Origin of the sequence: Vandammella animalimorsus (assembly GCF_002285265.1) — a bacterium.
In the GTDB taxonomy this organism is placed as follows: domain Bacteria; phylum Pseudomonadota; class Gammaproteobacteria; order Burkholderiales; family Burkholderiaceae_C; genus Lampropedia.
The window spans coordinates 56910-73488 of the sequence record NZ_NSJB01000008.1 but is presented as its reverse complement, the minus strand read 5'-3'; the positions used below and the strand labels follow the sequence as shown (position 1 = coordinate 73488).

The window sequence follows — 16579 nt, the reverse complement described above, 5'->3', positions numbered from 1 at the left end:
CCCGCAACGAGTGCTAATGATACGGACGAAAAAAGCCATTTCAAGGGACTGCTGTGCAATTTTTTGCGGGCCCTAAGTCCTCTCCTGCTGAGACTCTTCGCGCATCGCCTCGCCGCGCTGCTGGCTGCGGGCGGACGGTTGCGCCGCTCGCCCAGGCACTGGCAGCGACCATCGCGGCAGCTCGCTGTGTCAAGGCATATTCACGCAGCTCCCCAACTACAGCGCACACTGTCCCTACAGCGCACACTGTCCCTACAGCGCACACTGTCCCGCAGAAGACGCGCGAACCTGCATTCAATTTTTAACTATTCAATGACAATAAAGATGAAAAATTACTCAGAAATTAAAGCCAAGTTAAGCCATCCATAAAATATTCACAATTTGATTGTCAATTAAATATCAAACCAATCCGCTCTCAATGTTTTTATAGAAACAATTTGTTTCGACAAATCAGCACATTAAAACCATTACGGCCTGCAAAGCCAAGACCTTGATGGCGGCACCCTGAATCAACCTAAAGATACAAATAGCAACACTCGACAAATAAAAACCGCCAGGCCATTACAGCCCGGCGCCGATGCGTCCATAGAATCCAGCGGCTTGCTCATTCAGAAAAAACACCGGGCCAAAAGCTTCGTCACAGATTTATCCCCATAAAAATATGAGCGGCGCTGCTGGCCCAGTGCACATGCCAATCATGTGTGGCTCCAGCCCTCTGAAATCCCAGGGAAGCCGCAAAGCTCAGTCCAACCCATGCCTGCATCCAAGGAAACTCTGCCAGCCCCCCAAGGTCAGCGCAGGCCATCGCCATCGAGCCCAAACCCGGCCGCCCACGCTGCGCGCAGCATTTGGCAAGGCCCGGCCAGCGAGTCGGCCGTGGCCATCGTCGGCATGGCTTTCCGCCTGCCCGGCGATCTTGGCGACGAGGCCAGCCTGTGGCAGGCGCTGCAAGAGGGGCGCGATCTGGTCACGCAGGTACCGCCCGGGCGCTGGGCCACCGACACACTGCAGCATCCGTGCCGCGCCGAGCCCGGGCGCAGCATCACTTTCTCTGCTGGCGTGCTGTCGCGCATCGATGAATTCGACGCAGGCTTCTTCGGCATCGCACCGCGTGAAGCGGCCTGGATGGATCCACAGCAGCGCCTACTGCTGGAGCTGGCCTGGGAGACCATGGAAAACGCCGGCATCGCCGCCAGCTCTCTGGCAGGCAGCGATTGCGCCGTCTATGTAGGCATCTCCAGTCTGGACTACGGCACGCGCGGCCTGGACGACCTGGCCAGCATGACGGCGCACTCCATGACCGGCAACACCCTGAGCATTGCCGCCAACCGCCTGTCCTACGTGTTCGATCTGCATGGTCCGTCGCTGGCGGTGGACACGGCCTGCTCCTCATCGCTGGTGGCTCTGCACCATGCCTGCAACAGCCTGCGCAGCGGCGAGGCCTCAATGGCTCTGGTCGGCGGCGTCAGTCTGTTGCTGCACCCTTACCCCTTCATCGGCTTTACCAAGGCCTCGATGCTCTCGGCCGGCGGACGCTGCAAACCCTTCGATGCCAGCGGCGACGGCTACGTGCGCGCCGAAGGCGCAGCCGTGCTGCTGCTCAAACCGCTGCAGCGCGCATTGGTCGATGGCGACAACGTGCAGGCCGTGATTCTGGCCAGCGGCGTCAACGCCGATGGCGCGCGCAAAAGCGGCATCACCATCCCCAGCAGCGCTGGCCAGGCTGAGCTGATGCGCCAGGTATTGGCGCGCAGCGGCCTGGCGGCTCACGACATCGACTTCATCGAGGCCCACGGCACAGGCACCGCCGTGGGCGATCCGGTCGAAAGCGCTGCCATCGGCGCCGTCTACGGCCAGGGTCGCACCCAGCCCCTGCCCATTGGCTCGGTCAAGGCCAATCTTGGGCACCTCGAAGCGGCCTCGGGCATGGCCGGGCTGATCAAGGCCATCCTGGCATTGCGCCACCGCGCGCTGCCACCCACACCACACCTGCACACCCTCAATCCGCACATCGACTTTGCCGCTCTGAACCTGGCGCCGGTGCGCAGCGCCACGCCACTGCGCCAAGGCCTGGCCGCACAGCAGCGGCCACTGGTGGCCGGCGTCAACTCCTTTGGCTTTGGTGGCGCCAATGCCCATGTGCTGCTGCAAGAGTTCCTGCCCAGTGGGTCCATCGCCAAGAGCCCAAACCCAGGCGCCGGATGCGCGACCAATGCCAACCAGTCAGCCACTGGCGCGGCTACGGCCGCCGCGCCCATGGCCCCACTGCGGCTTTCGGCGCGCACGCCACAGGCGCTGCGCGTACTGGCGCAACGCTATGCCGACTGGCTTGACGGCCAACAGCCGCAGGCCTTCTACGCCATTGCGCGCAGCGCAGCCCTGCACCGCGAGCACCTGGAGCAGCGCCTGCTGCTGCAAGCGCCGACGCTGGCCCAGGCCTGCAGCGCACTGCGCGCCCATGCCAGCGGCAAGCCCTCGCCACACATCGTCTGTGAAGAAGCCCTGACGCCTGCCGGTGGCCTAGCCTTCGTCTACTCTGGCAATGGCGCCCAATGGGCCGGCATGGGCCAGGCGCTGCTGGCCCAATCGCCCCGTTTTGCGCAACTGCTGACCCAACTGGACGAAGCCATGCGCCCACAGGCCGGCTTTGCACTGCTGCCACTGTTGCAAGCTGGCGATGCCCAGGCCTTGCAAGACACCACCGTTGCCCAACCGCTGCTGTTTGCCATCCAGGTGGCGCTGACCCTCTGGCTGCGCGAGCAAGGCATTGCGCCGGATGCCACCGCCGGGCACAGCGTGGGCGAAATCGCCGCCGCCTGGGCTGCCGGGGCGCTGACGCTGGAGCAGGCCATCACCGTGATCTGTGCCCGCAGCCAGGCCCAGGGCCTGACGCGCGGTCAAGGCCGCATGGCGGCGCTGGGCCTGTCCGAGGTCCAGACCCGGCAATTGCTGGCCGAGCTGGGCCTGCAAGCCAGCATCGAAATTGCTGGCATCAATAGCCCAGGCAACATCACCCTAGCAGGCCCTCTGCCAGCGCTACAGCGCCTTGAACAGCAGCTTGCCGCGCGCGCCACTCCAGTGTTCTTCCGACTGCTGGAGCTGGACTACGCCTTTCACAGCCGTGTCATGGACGCCATTGAGGACGAGCTGGCCCAGCGACTGAGCCAGTTCGCACCGGGGCGCGCCAGCGCCCAGCCCTTTGTCTCTACCGTTACAGGCACGCAGCTCGAAGCCCATGCGCTCAATGCTGACTACTGGTGGCGCAATGTGCGCGAGCCTGTGCAATTCCAGCGCGCAGTAGCAACTCTGGCGCAGCTGGGCTGCACAGTCTTCGTCGAAATCGGCCCCCATGCCATCTTGCAGCGTTACATCACCGAAAGCCTGCAGGCCGAAAAAGCCCAAGGCCGCGCCTTGCCCTCGCTGCAGCGCGGCAACGACGGCCCGCAGCGGCTGACCGAACTGGCTGGGCGCTTACACCTGCTGGGCGATGGCCGCAGCCTGCAGCAGCACTTTCCCAAAGCCGCGCCACGCGTGCCCCTGCCCAACTACCCTTGGCAGCGCGAGCGCCACTGGCACCCCAATACCAGCGAAAGCCTACAGGCGTTCTCACGCCAGCGCCTGCACCCATTGCTCGGCTGGCCGCTGCCCGAGGCTGAGGCCGCCTGGGGCAATGTGCTCGACGTTCGCACCCTGCCCTGGCTGGCCGACCATCAAGTTGGCGGAGCCATCGTCTATCCCGGCGCAGCCTACGCGGACATGGCGCTGGCCGCCGCGCGCCAATGGCTGGGAGCCGGGCCGCTGCGCATCGAACAGCTCGACATCCTCGCCCCCATGGTGCTGGAGCCCGATCAGGCGCGCAGCCTGCGCTTGGTACTGCAGCCGCGCGATGGCAGCTTCCAAATCAGCAGCCGCGCGCGCCTGAGCAGCGACGACTGGACCCTGCACGCCGCAGGTCGCATCCTGCAAGCCAGCGCCCTCCAGCCCAGCGCCCGCATCGTCGCCCCGGAAAGCACAGCCAGCATCACGGATGCCGCCGCCCACTACCACCGCACCCAAGCCCTGGGCCTACAGTACGGCCCGGCCTTTCAAGGCCTGCGCAGTGTGCAGGTGCAGGGTCAGCAACTGCAGGCGCAACTGCAACTGCCCGCGCCGCTGAGCCCGCAAGAGCACGAGCTGCATCCGGCGCTGCTTGATCTTTGCTTTCAGACGCTGGCGGACTTCTTCGGCCAGGCCATCGACGCCGGGGACGGCATTGCCCTGCTGCCCACCAAGATTGGCCGCCTCGAACTGCTGGCTGTGGCCGACGACCAGGCCCCGCCCATTACGGCCCTGCGCGCGCAACTGCGCCGCCACAGCCACCGCTCAGCGCTGGCTGACTTCGAGCTGCTGGACGAGCAAGGCCGGCTGCGCGCCCGCTTGCAAGACTGTCGCTTCCGCGCCGCGCACCTGGCCGCGCCAATCTCAGCCACAGCGCCACATTGGCACATCAGCGCGCCATTGACCCCGCACCCCTGCGACAGCCTGCGCAGCCATGCCCTGCCCATTGCCAGTCTGCGCACCCAGGCCGAAGCCGCCCTGGCGCCCTGGCAGGCGCAACGCCAAGCCTGGTTCACGCAAACCCTGCCCCTATGTGAAGCACTGACCCTGTCCTTCGCATACCAAGCCTTTGCACAACTGGCAGCGCAAGCAGGGCCACACTGGCACCAGTGCTTCAGTGATGCCGCAGCCCGCCCCTATGCATTCTGGTTGGCCCAACTGCTGCAGCGCGAGCAACTGCTCACACAGCCACAGCCTGGGCAATGGCAACTGACCAGCGCCGACGCCCTGCCTGCCGCAGGCCAGCTCTGGCAAGCCATCTTGCACGACAGCCCCGCCAGCCTCCCCCAACTGATGCTGCTGGCGCGCGTGGGCGCGCAACTGCCATCGCTGCTGCAACAGGGCAGCGCCGACGGCATGGCCGCTGACAACGATGCAGCCCTGGCCCTGCTCACCGCGCTGCGCCGCGCCCCCGCAGCCGAGGCGCTCTACAGCGACGACCCGGCCTACTGCGGCATCTACCTGGCGCTGCAAGCCATGCTGCGCGAGGCCGCACGGCGATGGCCCGCCACACAGCGCCTGCGGGTGCTGGAGATTGCCGCCGGGCCCAGCCTGCTGGCCCTGGATCTGGCCGAGCAACTGCCCGATGACCGGCTGGACTACGTGCTGGCCCTGCCCGATGCGCCGCTGCAAGAGCGCCTACAAGCTCAGCTACAAGCGGCCCTGCCCGATCGCGCTGCCATCAGCGTCACTGGCTTCGACCCGCTGAGCGGAGCGCTGACAGCAGACAGATCGGGGCCGCAGCACTTCGATCTCGTACTGCTGCACCACAGCCTGCACCTGGCCCGGGACTTCGGCGCAGCTCTGGCCCAGGCGCAGCAGTATCTGGCCGAAGATGGCCTGCTGCTGCTGGCCGAACGCCACCCGGACTGGAGCGCCAGCCTGCTCGAAGGCCTCGATAGCGCCCACTGGCGCTTGCCAGTGGGCAGCGCCGACTCCAACCAAGATGAAGCTCCATCCATTGCACATGCGCCAGAGGCACTGCCTGCCTTGCTGCCACCACAGGCCTGGCAGCAGTTACTGAAGCAACAAGACTGGCGCGAAACCTGCCACTTTGCCGAGCCAGCCGCACAAGGCCTGGCCGAAGGTGCCTACCTGCTGCTGGCGCGGCGGCCAGCGATGCCTGCCAAGACCGAGGCCGCCACACCGCCCCCGACCGCAGCCTGGCTATTGATGGCCGATGCTGCCAGCGCCCCAATGGCCCAGGCATTGCGCCAAGCCCTGCACGAGCAGGGGCAGCAGGCGCAAATACTGCTGCAACACGCTGCCTGCGCACCCAATGGCCTGGACCGTGCCAGCAACGCTGGCACGGGCTCCCGCACCAAAGACACTGCACTGCTGGACTGGAGCGCCGATACCAGCGGCCAGGCCCGCCGTGTCATCTACCTGCGCGGCTGGGACGACGCTCCCGAACAAGCCGCCGCCAGAGCTGCAGAGTGGCTCGATGCCATGCAGCGCCTGGCAAACCAGCCGCATGCGCCGCACCTGTGGCTCGTCACGCGCGGCGGCGCCTTGTGCGACAGCCTGCCCGAAGCGGCAGCGCATGGCAGCGCTGCGCCCAATCCGGCGCAAGCCGCACTCTGGGGCATGGGGCGCGTCGCCATGAACGAACTCCCCCAACTGGCCTGCACACTCATCGAACTGGCCTGCGACCCAGCCGCTGAGCAGACCGTGCCGCGCCTGCTCAATGAATGCCTGCACCCCGACGGGCTGGATGAAATCCTGCTGACCTCTCAGACGCGCCATGCCCTGCAGTTGCACCAGGCTGCGCCGCCGGGCCCTCCCCCACAGCCCACAAGCCGCTGGCGCCTAGATTTCCATGTCCCAGGCCAGTTGCGTAATCTGGTCTGGCTGCCCGAGGCCGAGCGCCCCCTGCAAACGCACGAAGTCGAAGTACGCACCATGGCCACCGGCCTGAACTTCCGCGACGTGATGTACCTCATGGGCCTGCTGCCCGATGAGGCAGTCGAAAACGGCTTTGCCGGCGCCAGCCTGGGACTGGAATTCTCTGGCGTGGTGCACCGCGTGGGCGCACAAGTGAAGACACTGCGCCCAGGCGATGCCGTCGTAGGCTTTGGCCCGGCCTGCTTTGCCAGCCACGTCGTCACACCGGCCCACGCGCTGGCGCCCATGCCTGCGCACTGGAGCTTCGAAGCCGCAGCCACCGTGCCCACCGTGTTCTTCACCGTCTATTACGCACTGGTGCAACTGGCCGACCTGCAACCGGGCGAGCGCGTGCTCATCCACGGTGCGGCCGGCGGGGTGGGCATGGCCGCCATTGCGCTGGCGCAGCACCTGGGCGCCGAGGTCTACGCCAGCGCAGGCAGCGAGGACAAGCGCGATTTCGTGCGCTTGCTCGGCGTCGAGCGCGTCTTCGATTCACGCAGCCTGGATTTCGCCGATGCCCTCATGCAGGTCACCCACGGCCAAGGGGTGGACGTGGTGCTGAACTCGCTCGCTGGCGAGGCCATGCGCCGCAGCCTGGAGCTGCTGCGGCCCTTCGGACGCTTCCTGGAGTTGGGCAAGCGCGATTTCTTTGAAAACACCCCGCTGGGGCTTCGGCCAATGCGCAACAACATCAGCTATTTCGGTATCGATGCCGACCAGTTGCTGACTGGCCGACCGGCATTGGCAGCCAAGCTGTTTGGCGAGGTCATGGCCCTTTTGCGCGAGCGCATCCTGGCCCCACTGCCCTACCGGGCGTTTCCGGCCGAGCGCATCGTCGAGGCCTTCCGTGCCATGCAACAGGCGCGCCACATCGGCAAGATCGTGGTCTCCATGCACCAGGCGCAGCCTGAGGTCAAGCCAGCCCCTGCCATGAGCTCAACCGCCGCGCAGCAGGCCGCCGAGCCCTTACTGGCAGGCAGCGGTGCCTGGCTGGTCAGTGGCGGGCTGTCGGGTTTTGGCCTGGCCTCGGCGCGCTGGCTGGCCCAGCAAGGCGTGCGCCAGCTGGCCCTGATCGGGCGGCGCGGCGCTGACACGCCCGGCGCAGCCCAGGCCCTGGCCGAGCTGCAAGCCCAGGGCGTGCAGGTGCGCGCCTGGGCCTGCGACGTCAGCGATGCGCAAGCCGTCGATGCGCTGATCGCGCAAGTGCAGCGCGAGCTGCCGCCATTGACGGGCGTGCTGCACGCCGCCGCCGTGTTTGATGACCAGATCCTGGCCCGCCTCGATGCCGCCAGCCTGCAGCGCGTGCTGCACGCCAAGCTGCTGGGGGCCTGGAACCTGCACCGCGCCACACGCACGGCCGCGCTGCAGCACTTCATCGTCTACTCCTCCATCACCACCGCCATCGGCAATCCAGGCCAGGCCAACTACGTGGCGGCCAATGCCGGATTGCAGGCGCTGACGGCCCTGCGCCAGCAACAGGGCCTGCCCGCCACCTGCATGGCCTGGGGGCCGATTGCCGACGTGGGCTACCTCAGCCGCAACGACGCCGTGCGCGACAGTCTGGCGCAGCGCCTGGGCCGCGCGCCCATGAGCGCCGAGCAGGCCCTGACACAGCTAGGCCGGGCACTGCGCCACGGCAACGGGCAGCCTGGCTTCACGCCTGCGGACTTCGACTGGAACGCGCTCGCGCCGCTGCTGCCCGGCGCCCAAGGCAGCCGCTTTGCAGCGCTCAACCGGCTGCGCCGCGACGCCGGCAGTGCCGCGCAGGAGCAGGACATCCGCAGCCTGATTGCCAGTAAAACGCCTGAGCAAGTCCTGCGCATCGTGCAGGAGCTGGTGGCGCAGCAGGTGGCCAAAACCCTGGGCATTGCCGCCGAACGCATTGCCCCGGAGCGCTCGCTGCACGACCTGGGCATGGACTCGCTGATGGCCGTTGAGCTGGCGCTGGGGCTGGAGCAGCGCCTGGGCGTGCAACTGCCCGTGATGATGCTCAACGACGCCCCCAGCGTGCACAGCGTCAGTGCGCGCATCGTCACGCGCCTGGGCCACGGCGCGGGCGATGACGCCCATGACGTGGGCATTGCACAAGTGGCCCACATTGCCGCCCAGCACGGCGAGGGCCTGAGCGCGGAAGACATCGAGGCGCTCAGTGCAGATGCGCGTCAACTGGCGCAGCAAGGAGCAAGGCTGATCCCATGACGGACAAACAATCGCCGCTCACGCACAAAGCCCGCACCCAGCTCATCGACCGCATCCTGGGGCGCAAGTCGGTCAATGACAATGGCGCCGGGCACGCGCCGCAAAACCATGCCGCAACCGCCTGGCAACCGGCCGCGGCGGCAGCGCAAGTGCCCGAGGCCTTCACCCGCTTTGACCGCCACCCCAGCTACGAAAAAATGCGCATTCCCCAGGCCGCTGCCAAGCGCCTGGGTCTGGACAACCCGTTCTTCAAAGTCCATGAAGGCGTTGCCAGCGCTCAAACGCGCATTGCCGGGCGCGATTACCTGAACTATTCCAGCTACAACTACCTGGCGCTCTCGGGCCATCCGCAGGTCAATCAGGCCGCGCACGAAGCCATCGAACGCTATGGCACTTCCGCTGGCGCCAGCCGCCTGGTAGCCGGCGAGCGCCCCGTGCAGCGCGAGTTGGAGCAGGCCTTGGCGCAGCTGTACGGCGTGCAGGACTGCGCCGTCTTCGTCAGCGGCCACGCCACCAACGTCAACACCATTGCCTGCTTGTTCGGCCCCAAGGATCTGGTCTTGCACGACAGCCTGATCCACAACAGCGTGCTGCAGGGCATCCAGCTCTCGGGCGCGACGCGGCGCGCCTTTGCGCACAACGACCTGGCTGCGCTGGAGCAATTGCTGCTGCAACTGCGCGGCCAGTTCGAGCGCGTGCTGATCGTCGTCGAAGGGGTTTACAGCATGGACGGCGACAGTCCCGACCTGGCCGCGCTGGTGGCCCTCAAGCGCCGCCATCAAGCCTTTCTGATGGTGGACGAGGCCCATGCACTGGGCGTGCTCGGCGCCACCGGCCGGGGCCTGCACGAACACTGCGGCGTGGCAGGCGCGGAGGTGGACATCTGGATGGGCACATTGAGCAAGACCTTGGCCGGCTGCGGTGGCTACATCGCTGGCGAGCACGCCCTGATTGAGTTGCTGAAGTACTCCGCCGCTGGCTTTGTCTACAGCGTCGGCATCTCTCCGCCGCTGGCGGCGGCCTCGCTGGCGGCGCTGCGCCTGATGCTGGCCGAGCCCCAGCGCGTGGCCACGCTGCGCGAGCGCAGCGGTCAGTTCCTGCGCCTGGCCCAGGCACGCGGCCTGGATGTCGGCCTGTCGCAAGGCCATTGCGTCGTGCCACTGATTGCCGGCAGCTCACTCAAGGCCACGCGCCTGGCTGCGGCGCTATTCGAGCGCGGCATCAACGTCCAGCCCATCATCCACCCAGCGGTCGAGGAAAAGGCCGCACGGCTGCGCTTTTTCATCAGCTGCGCCCACACCGAGCAGCACATCGAACACACCATCGCCACTCTTGAGGAGCTCGTCTGAAAGTGCCTGCACCACGCCGCTGGCCAATCCTGTCCTGGCTGCTCCGGCCCCAGGGCCTGTTCTGGCTCACCGTCGCAGCCCCCGTGCTGGCGGCCGCAGCCTATTTCGGCCTGATCGCCTCGGACGTCTACATCAGCGAAGCACGTTTCGTGGTGCGCAGCCCGGAGCGTCAGAGCAGCTCCTCGCTGGGCCTGCTGCTGCAGGGCTCTGGCTTTGTGCGCTCACAAGACGACAGCTACACGGTGCAGGATTTCATGCTCTCGCGCGATGCGCTGCGCACGCTGGACGAGCGACTGGGCCTGCGCGCCATCTTCGACCAAGGCGACCTCTTCAGCCGCTTCCCAGGCCTGGACTGGGATGAGAGCTTCGAGAACATGCACCGCTATTACCAAAAGCGCGTGAAGGTGCAGCTCGATGCCAGCTCCTCCATTACCACCGTGATGGTGCGCGCGCCCAGCGCCGCCGATGCACAGCGCATCAACGAGCAACTGCTACAGATGAGCGAGGCGCTGATCAACCAGCTCAATGAGCGCGGCCGCCAGGACATGGTGCGCTTTGCCGACGCAGAAATGCGCCACGCCCAGGAGCAGGCACGCCAGGCGGCTCTGGCGCTGGCGCAATACCGCAACGAAGCAGGCGTGATCGACCCGCTGCAGCAAAGCGCCATTCCGCTGCAGCAAATCGCCAAGCTGCAAGATGAGCTCATCGCCACCAAATCGCAGCTGGCCCAGTTGCAACTGCTCACGCGCGACAACCCGCAAATCCCGGTGCTACGCCAGCGCATCCGCATGCTCGAGCACGAAATCGAGCGCGAGTCGGCGCGCGTGGCCGGCGGCAAGCAGTCGCTGGCCAGCAAGACGGCGCAATTCCAGCGCCTGCTGCTGGACAAGGAGTTCGCCGACCGCCAGCTCGCCAGCGCGCTGAGCTCGCTGGAGCAGGCGCGCAATCAGGCCCAACGCCAGCAGCTGTACCTGGAGCGCATCGCCCAGCCCAGCCTGCCCGATGCCGCCATGGAGCCACGCCGGCTGCGCGGCGTGCTGGCCACGCTGCTGCTGGGCCTGATCACCTGGGGCGTGCTGGCAATGATCGTCGCAGGCATTCGGGAGCACATCGATTGAACACCTCAGCCCCCAGCCCCGCCAGCGATGCCATGCCCACTGCAGCCACAGCAGGCAGGCAGGCTGCACTGCGCGCTGGCCTGGTGATCCAGGCCCGGGTCGTTGGCGCGCTGCTGCTGCGCGAGGTCATCACGCGCTATGGCCGCCACGGCATTGGCATGCTGTGGGTGTTCTTCGAGCCCATGCTGTTCACGCTGGGCATTACCGCGCTGTGGTACGCGGTCAAGCTGCATACGCTGGTGGACGTGCCCGTGGTGGCCTTTGCCGTGACCGGCTACTCCTCGGTGCTGATCTGGCGCACGGCCACCAACCGCTGCGCCAAGGCCATCGAACCCAACCGCGGCCTGCTCTACCACCGCCACGTCAAAGTCATAGACCTGTTCATCACGCGCGTGCTGCTGGAGCTGGCCGGCGGCACGGCCTCCTTCATGCTGCTGACGCTGATCTTCTCCTCCCTGGGCATGATGAGCCTGCCCGAAGACCTGCTGACGGTGCTGCTGGGCTGGCTGCTGCTGGGCTGGCTGGCCTTTGCGCTGGGCTTCATCGTCGGCGGCCTGTGCGAGCGCTCGGACACCTTCGAGCGCATCTGGCAGGTCATCAACTACCTGCTGTTTCCCATCTCCGGCGCGGTCTACATGGTGGACTGGCTGGCCAAGCCGCTGCAAGAGCTGGTGCTGTGGATACCCATGGTGCATGGCGTGGAAATGGTGCGCCACGGCTTCTGGGGCGAGGCCGTCACCACCCATGAAGACCCGGCCTTCTTCATTGTCAGTAATCTGGCGCTGAGCCTGATCGGCCTGGCGCTGGTGCGCGGCTCCGAGCGGCGCGTGGAGCTCGAATGACGATCCGCCTGCACCAAGTCAGCAAGCACTACCACACCCGCCAGGGCATCCACCGGGTGCTCGATGGCGTGGACGCCAGCATCGCGCGCGGCGAAAAAGTCGGCGTGCTCGGGCGCAATGGCGCGGGCAAATCGACGCTGATCCGCATCCTCGGCGGCGTCGAGCGGCCCAACTCCGGCCACATCGAGCGCGGCATGAACATCTCCTGGCCGCTGGCCTTCGGCGGCGCCTTCCAGGGCAGCCTCACCGGCCTGGACAACCTGCGCTTCATCTGCCGCGTCTACGGCGTGCCCCACCAGGACAAGGTGGCCTACGTGGACGACTTCGCCGAACTGGGCAAGTACCTGCGCGAGCCAGTCAAAACCTACTCGGCCGGCATGCGCGCGCGCCTGGCCTTTGCGATCTCCATGGCCGTGGAGTTCGACTGCTTTCTCATCGACGAGGTCATCACCGTCGGCGACGCGCGCTTTCACGACAAATGCCGCCGCGAATTGTTCGAAAAACGCGCCGACCGCAGCTTCGTCATCGTCTCGCACGAAGTGCACAAAATTCGCGAGCACTGCGACCGCGCCTTCGTCCTCAAGGACCGGCGCCTGCAGGCGTTTTCCGACACCGGCGAGGCCATCGCCTTCTACCAGGAGCACTGCTGAATGCCATCCATCGCGTCCTCCACCGCCGCTGCCCCGGCGCCATTGCCGCCAGCCACGCTGGCGCAACAGCTCTTGCTGCCGCAGGACACTGCGCTGAGCGACCTGTACCTGCGTTATCTGGCCGGATACTCGGAAGTCATCGGCGATGCGCTGCACATGGAGCGGGGCGCCAAGGTCTCGTTCAACAGCTATTTCAACTCCTTCTACGAAAGCTACTGGAGCCAGATCAGCAGCGTGCACGACCTGGAGCTGGAGATTGCATTCACCGGCGCGCTGCAGTTGGAGGTGTTTCGCGACACCCGCGACTACGGCTGCCAGAAAATCGCCTTCACCCGCCTGGAGTCCGACGGCAGCCAGCCCCAGCGCATCGCGCTCAACGCGCTGGCATCGGCCACCGGCGAGCTCACCGGCCGCATCTTCATCGACCTGGGCGCGCGCCGCCGCAGCCGCATCGACTCCATCGGCTTCGTCACCCGCAGCGCGCCACAGCGCCAGCCGCGCATCAGCATCGGCATCTGCACCTTCAACCGGGAGAAATTCCTGCTGCGCAATCTGCGCGCGCTGCTGGCGCTGCCTCAGCTTCGCGATGCGCTGGCGCGCATCGTCGTCGTCAACCAAGGCCCGCCGTTCGCCCTGCCCGAGCTGGCCAAGCTCACGCAAAGCGAGCCGCGCATCCTGCTCATCGAGCAGGGCAACCTCGGCGGCTGCGGCGGCTTCACCCGCACCATGCACGAAGCCTTGCAACTGGAGGGCATCACCCACCACGTGCTGATGGACGACGACGCCGTGATCGATGCACGCGTGCTGCACACCCTGCACAGCCTGCTGCAATTCATCGGCCCGGACCATGCCGTCGGCGGCCACATGCTCGACATGATGCGGCCGCACTTCCTCTACGAAGCGGGCGCGCGCGTGCGCGCCAACACCCGCATCCAGTCGCTGCACCACAACATCGACCTGCGCAGCCTCGACGCCCTCATCCCCTTCAACCGCTACCACGAGGTGGACTACAACGCCTGGTGGTTCTGCGCCATCCCCACGGCGCACATCGAAGCCGCGCAACTGCCCGCGCCGATCTTCATCCGCGGCGACGACATGGAATACGGCCTGCGCCTGCAGCAGCGCGGCGTCAAGACCGTGGCCATGCCCGGCATCGCCGTCTGGCACGAGCCCTTCTACGTCAAGGTCGGCAGCTGGCAAACCTACTACGACCTGCGCAACCGCCTGGTGCTGGCCTCGACCTATCCGGAGCGCTTCCGCCACGAATCGCCCACCGACGTGCTGTGGTGGATGCTCAAGGCCGCCGCCTCGCACGATTACCTCTCGGCCACGCTGCTGGCGCGCGCCGTGCGCGACTTCCTGCAAGGCCCGGACGTGCTCGAGAGCGGCGCTGACGCCATCCATGCCGACATCGCCGCACTGGCCAAACAACTGGCGCCGGCCCCGGCAGACCAGAACCAACTGCCACCGCGACCAGCCAAGCTGCGGCGCATGCCGCGCTCGGACTTCGGTCTGGCCCTGCTGGTGGGCTACCGCCTGGCCATGGCCCTGCTGCTGGCGCGCAACAGCGGCGCCAGGCTGCTGCTCGACCACGAAGCCAACCTCTCGAACATCGGCCCCCGCCCCTACGTCAAAACCAATGGCCTGGGCAGCTACCACCTGCGCTACAGCCCCGACCGCACATTGCTGCGCCAGACACTGCGCCAGGCCTGGGGCGCCTGGTCGGCCTACCGCCGCCAGCGCCATGCCGCCGCCCAGGCCTGGGCGCAGCGCATCCCGCAATTGCGCAGCCGCCAAGCCTGGCAAGACATCTTCGCGCACGACGCGCAGCGCCGCCAGGCTGCGGCGCAGGAGCAGTGATGGCGGCGCCACGCGGCCTGATACTGATGCGCGCCGGGCGCCAGCACTGCGCCGGCCCGCTGCTGCGCGTGCCGCGCAGCCAGCGCAGCTGGGACATTGCCCTGAGCTGCTACGACGGCAGCCTGCCCGCGGCCCAGACCGGCGACGGGCTGCCCGAATGGCTGCACCAGCGCCCCGGCGGTAAATGGGACGGCATCTGGCACTTCTTCGCCCAGCACCCACAGGCCCTGCAAGGCTACGACCACTACTGGCTGGTGGACGACGACATCGAAACCAATGCCCAGCAGGTCGAGGCGCTGTTCGCCTACGTACGCCAGCACGGCTTCTGGCTGGCGCAGCCGGCCCTGAGCAGGGACAGCTACTTCTCACACCGGCTGACGCTGGCCTGCCCAGGCTTTGCCCACCGCCACACCAACCTGGTCGAAATCATGGCTCCGCTGCTGGCCGCGCCGCTGCTGCAACAACTGCTGCCACGGCTGCAACACACGCGCAGCGGCTTCGGGCTGGACTGGCACTGGCAAACCCTGGTGCCCGAGCCCGCAAGACAGATCGCCATCATCGATCAGCTGCCCGTGCGCCACGGCCGCCCGCTGCGCCAGCACCTGCGCGGCGCCATGCAGCGCCAGGGCATCACTCCCGAGCAAGAGCGCCAGCAACTGGCGCAAGCCCTGGGCCTGCAACGCCTGCATGCCGTAGCCACCAGCGGCCTGCTGGAGGGCGGGCGGCGCGTGCCCGGCCGGCTGCGCATGGCCTGGCACATGGCACGCGCCTACTGGCGCGTGCGCGCACAAATCACCCGCCGCCACTGGGGCCTGCGGCAATCGGCCCTGCTGCTGTACCGCCAGCTCTTCGCCCCCCTGGGCTACCCCCCATCCTCAAGGAGCGCATCCCATGTATGACTACCTGATCGTCGGCGCTGGCATGTTCGGCGCCACCTTTGCCCGCCTGGCCACCGACGCCGGCAAGCGCTGCCTGGTCATCGACCAGCGCCCGCACATCGCCGGCAACTGCTACACCGAGCACATCGACGGCATCCACGTGCACCGCTACGGGCCGCACATCTTCCACTGCAACGACGAAAAGATCTGGGCCTTCGTGCAGCGCTTTGCGCAATTCAACAACTTCCGCAACGCCCCCATTGCCATGCACGGCGGCAAGGCCTACTCGCTGCCATTCAACATGTACACCTTCAACCAGATCTGGGGCGTGACCACGCCCGAGCAGGCCCGCGCGCGCATCGAGGCCCAGCGCCTGCGCCTGGGGCGCGAGCCGGCCAACCTGGAAGAGCAGGCGCTGTCGCTGGTCGGGCGCGACATCTACGAAACCCTGATCCGCGACTACACCCGCAAGCAATGGCAAAAAGACCCCAAGGAGCTGCCGGCGGCCATCATCAAGCGCCTGCCGCTGCGCTGGACCTGGGACAACAACTACTTCAACGACCGCTACCAGGGCATCCCCGTCGGCGGCTACACCGCGCTGTTCGAGCGCATGCTCCAAGGCATCGAAGTGCGCCTGAACACCGACTACCTGGCCGAGCGCAGCGCCCTGGACGCTCTGGCGCGCCACACCGTCTTCACCGGCCGCATCGACGCCTTCTACGGCTACCGCTTCGGCGAGCTCGAATACCGCACCCTGCGCTTTGACACCGAGTGGCTGGACACCGACAACCACCAAGGCAATGCCGTGGTCAACTACACCGAGGCCAGCGTGCCCTGGACGCGCATCGTCGAGCACAAACACTTCGAGCCGGGCAACACCAGCGCGCGCACCTGCATCACGCGCGAAATCCCCGACACCTGGTCGCGCGACAAGGTGCCCTACTACCCCATCGGCGACGCCGCCAACATGGCGCTGTTCGCGCGCTATGAAGCCCTGGCCGAGCGCGAGCCGCGCGTGCTCTTCGGCGGCCGCCTGGCCGAATACCGCTATTACGACATGCACCAAGTGATCGGCTCGGCCCGCGCCAAGGCCGAGAAGCTGCTGCGCGCCGCCTAGTGCTTGTTGAGATTGAGTGTTGCGGCAGTGTTTTCGCTCAAAACTGCGCAACTGCGGCGTTGAAAATGCTTGCACGGTAGACA

8 protein-coding genes are annotated in these 16579 nt (G+C 66.7%); all 8 read left to right on the top strand.

Annotation, left to right across the window (positions count from 1 at the left end; translation table 11 throughout):
• Nucleotides 1–753: 753 nt before the first annotated feature.
• The 8 genes from CK625_RS10230 to glf are packed head-to-tail and all read left to right on the top strand — an operon-like array spanning nucleotide 754 to nucleotide 16496.
• Nucleotides 754–8682 (top strand): type I polyketide synthase, encoded by a 7929-nt coding sequence (locus CK625_RS10230; protein ID WP_095540216.1) that lies wholly within the window; start codon nucleotides 754–756, stop codon nucleotides 8680–8682.
• Nucleotides 8679–10031, top strand: coding sequence for an aminotransferase class I/II-fold pyridoxal phosphate-dependent enzyme (locus tag CK625_RS10225; RefSeq protein ID WP_095540215.1), 1353 nt, complete (start codon nucleotides 8679–8681; stop codon nucleotides 10029–10031). Before CK625_RS10230 ends, CK625_RS10225 begins: the two co-directional genes overlap by 4 nt.
• A 2-nt stretch (nucleotides 10032–10033) precedes the next feature.
• Nucleotides 10034–11149 (top strand): hypothetical protein, encoded by a 1116-nt coding sequence (locus CK625_RS10220; protein ID WP_095540214.1) that lies wholly within the window; start codon nucleotides 10034–10036, stop codon nucleotides 11147–11149.
• Between the two features lie 32 nt (nucleotides 11150–11181).
• Complete coding sequence (locus tag CK625_RS10215; protein WP_095540266.1) at nucleotides 11182–11991, top strand: ABC transporter permease; 810 nt, start codon at nucleotides 11182–11184, stop codon at nucleotides 11989–11991.
• The gene (locus CK625_RS10210) at nucleotides 11988–12641 is read left to right on the top strand and encodes an ABC transporter ATP-binding protein (RefSeq protein WP_095540213.1); all 654 of its coding nucleotides are present in this window, start codon (nucleotides 11988–11990) and stop codon (nucleotides 12639–12641) included. Before CK625_RS10215 ends, CK625_RS10210 begins: the two co-directional genes overlap by 4 nt.
• Nucleotides 12642–14501: a glycosyltransferase gene (locus CK625_RS10205; RefSeq protein ID WP_095540212.1), complete on the top strand. Its 1860-nt coding sequence runs from the start codon at nucleotides 12642–12644 to the stop codon at nucleotides 14499–14501. It begins immediately after the preceding gene.
• On the top strand, nucleotides 14501–15400 hold the full coding sequence (locus tag CK625_RS10200) for a hypothetical protein (RefSeq protein WP_095540211.1): 900 nt from the start codon (nucleotides 14501–14503) through the stop codon (nucleotides 15398–15400). Before CK625_RS10205 ends, CK625_RS10200 begins: the two co-directional genes overlap by 1 nt.
• Entirely contained in the window at nucleotides 15393–16496 is a 1104-nt protein-coding gene (gene glf / locus CK625_RS10195) for a UDP-galactopyranose mutase (protein ID WP_095540210.1), read from the top strand. The genes CK625_RS10200 and glf overlap by 8 nt, the downstream gene beginning before the upstream one ends.
• Nucleotides 16497–16579: the final 83 nt, after the last annotated feature.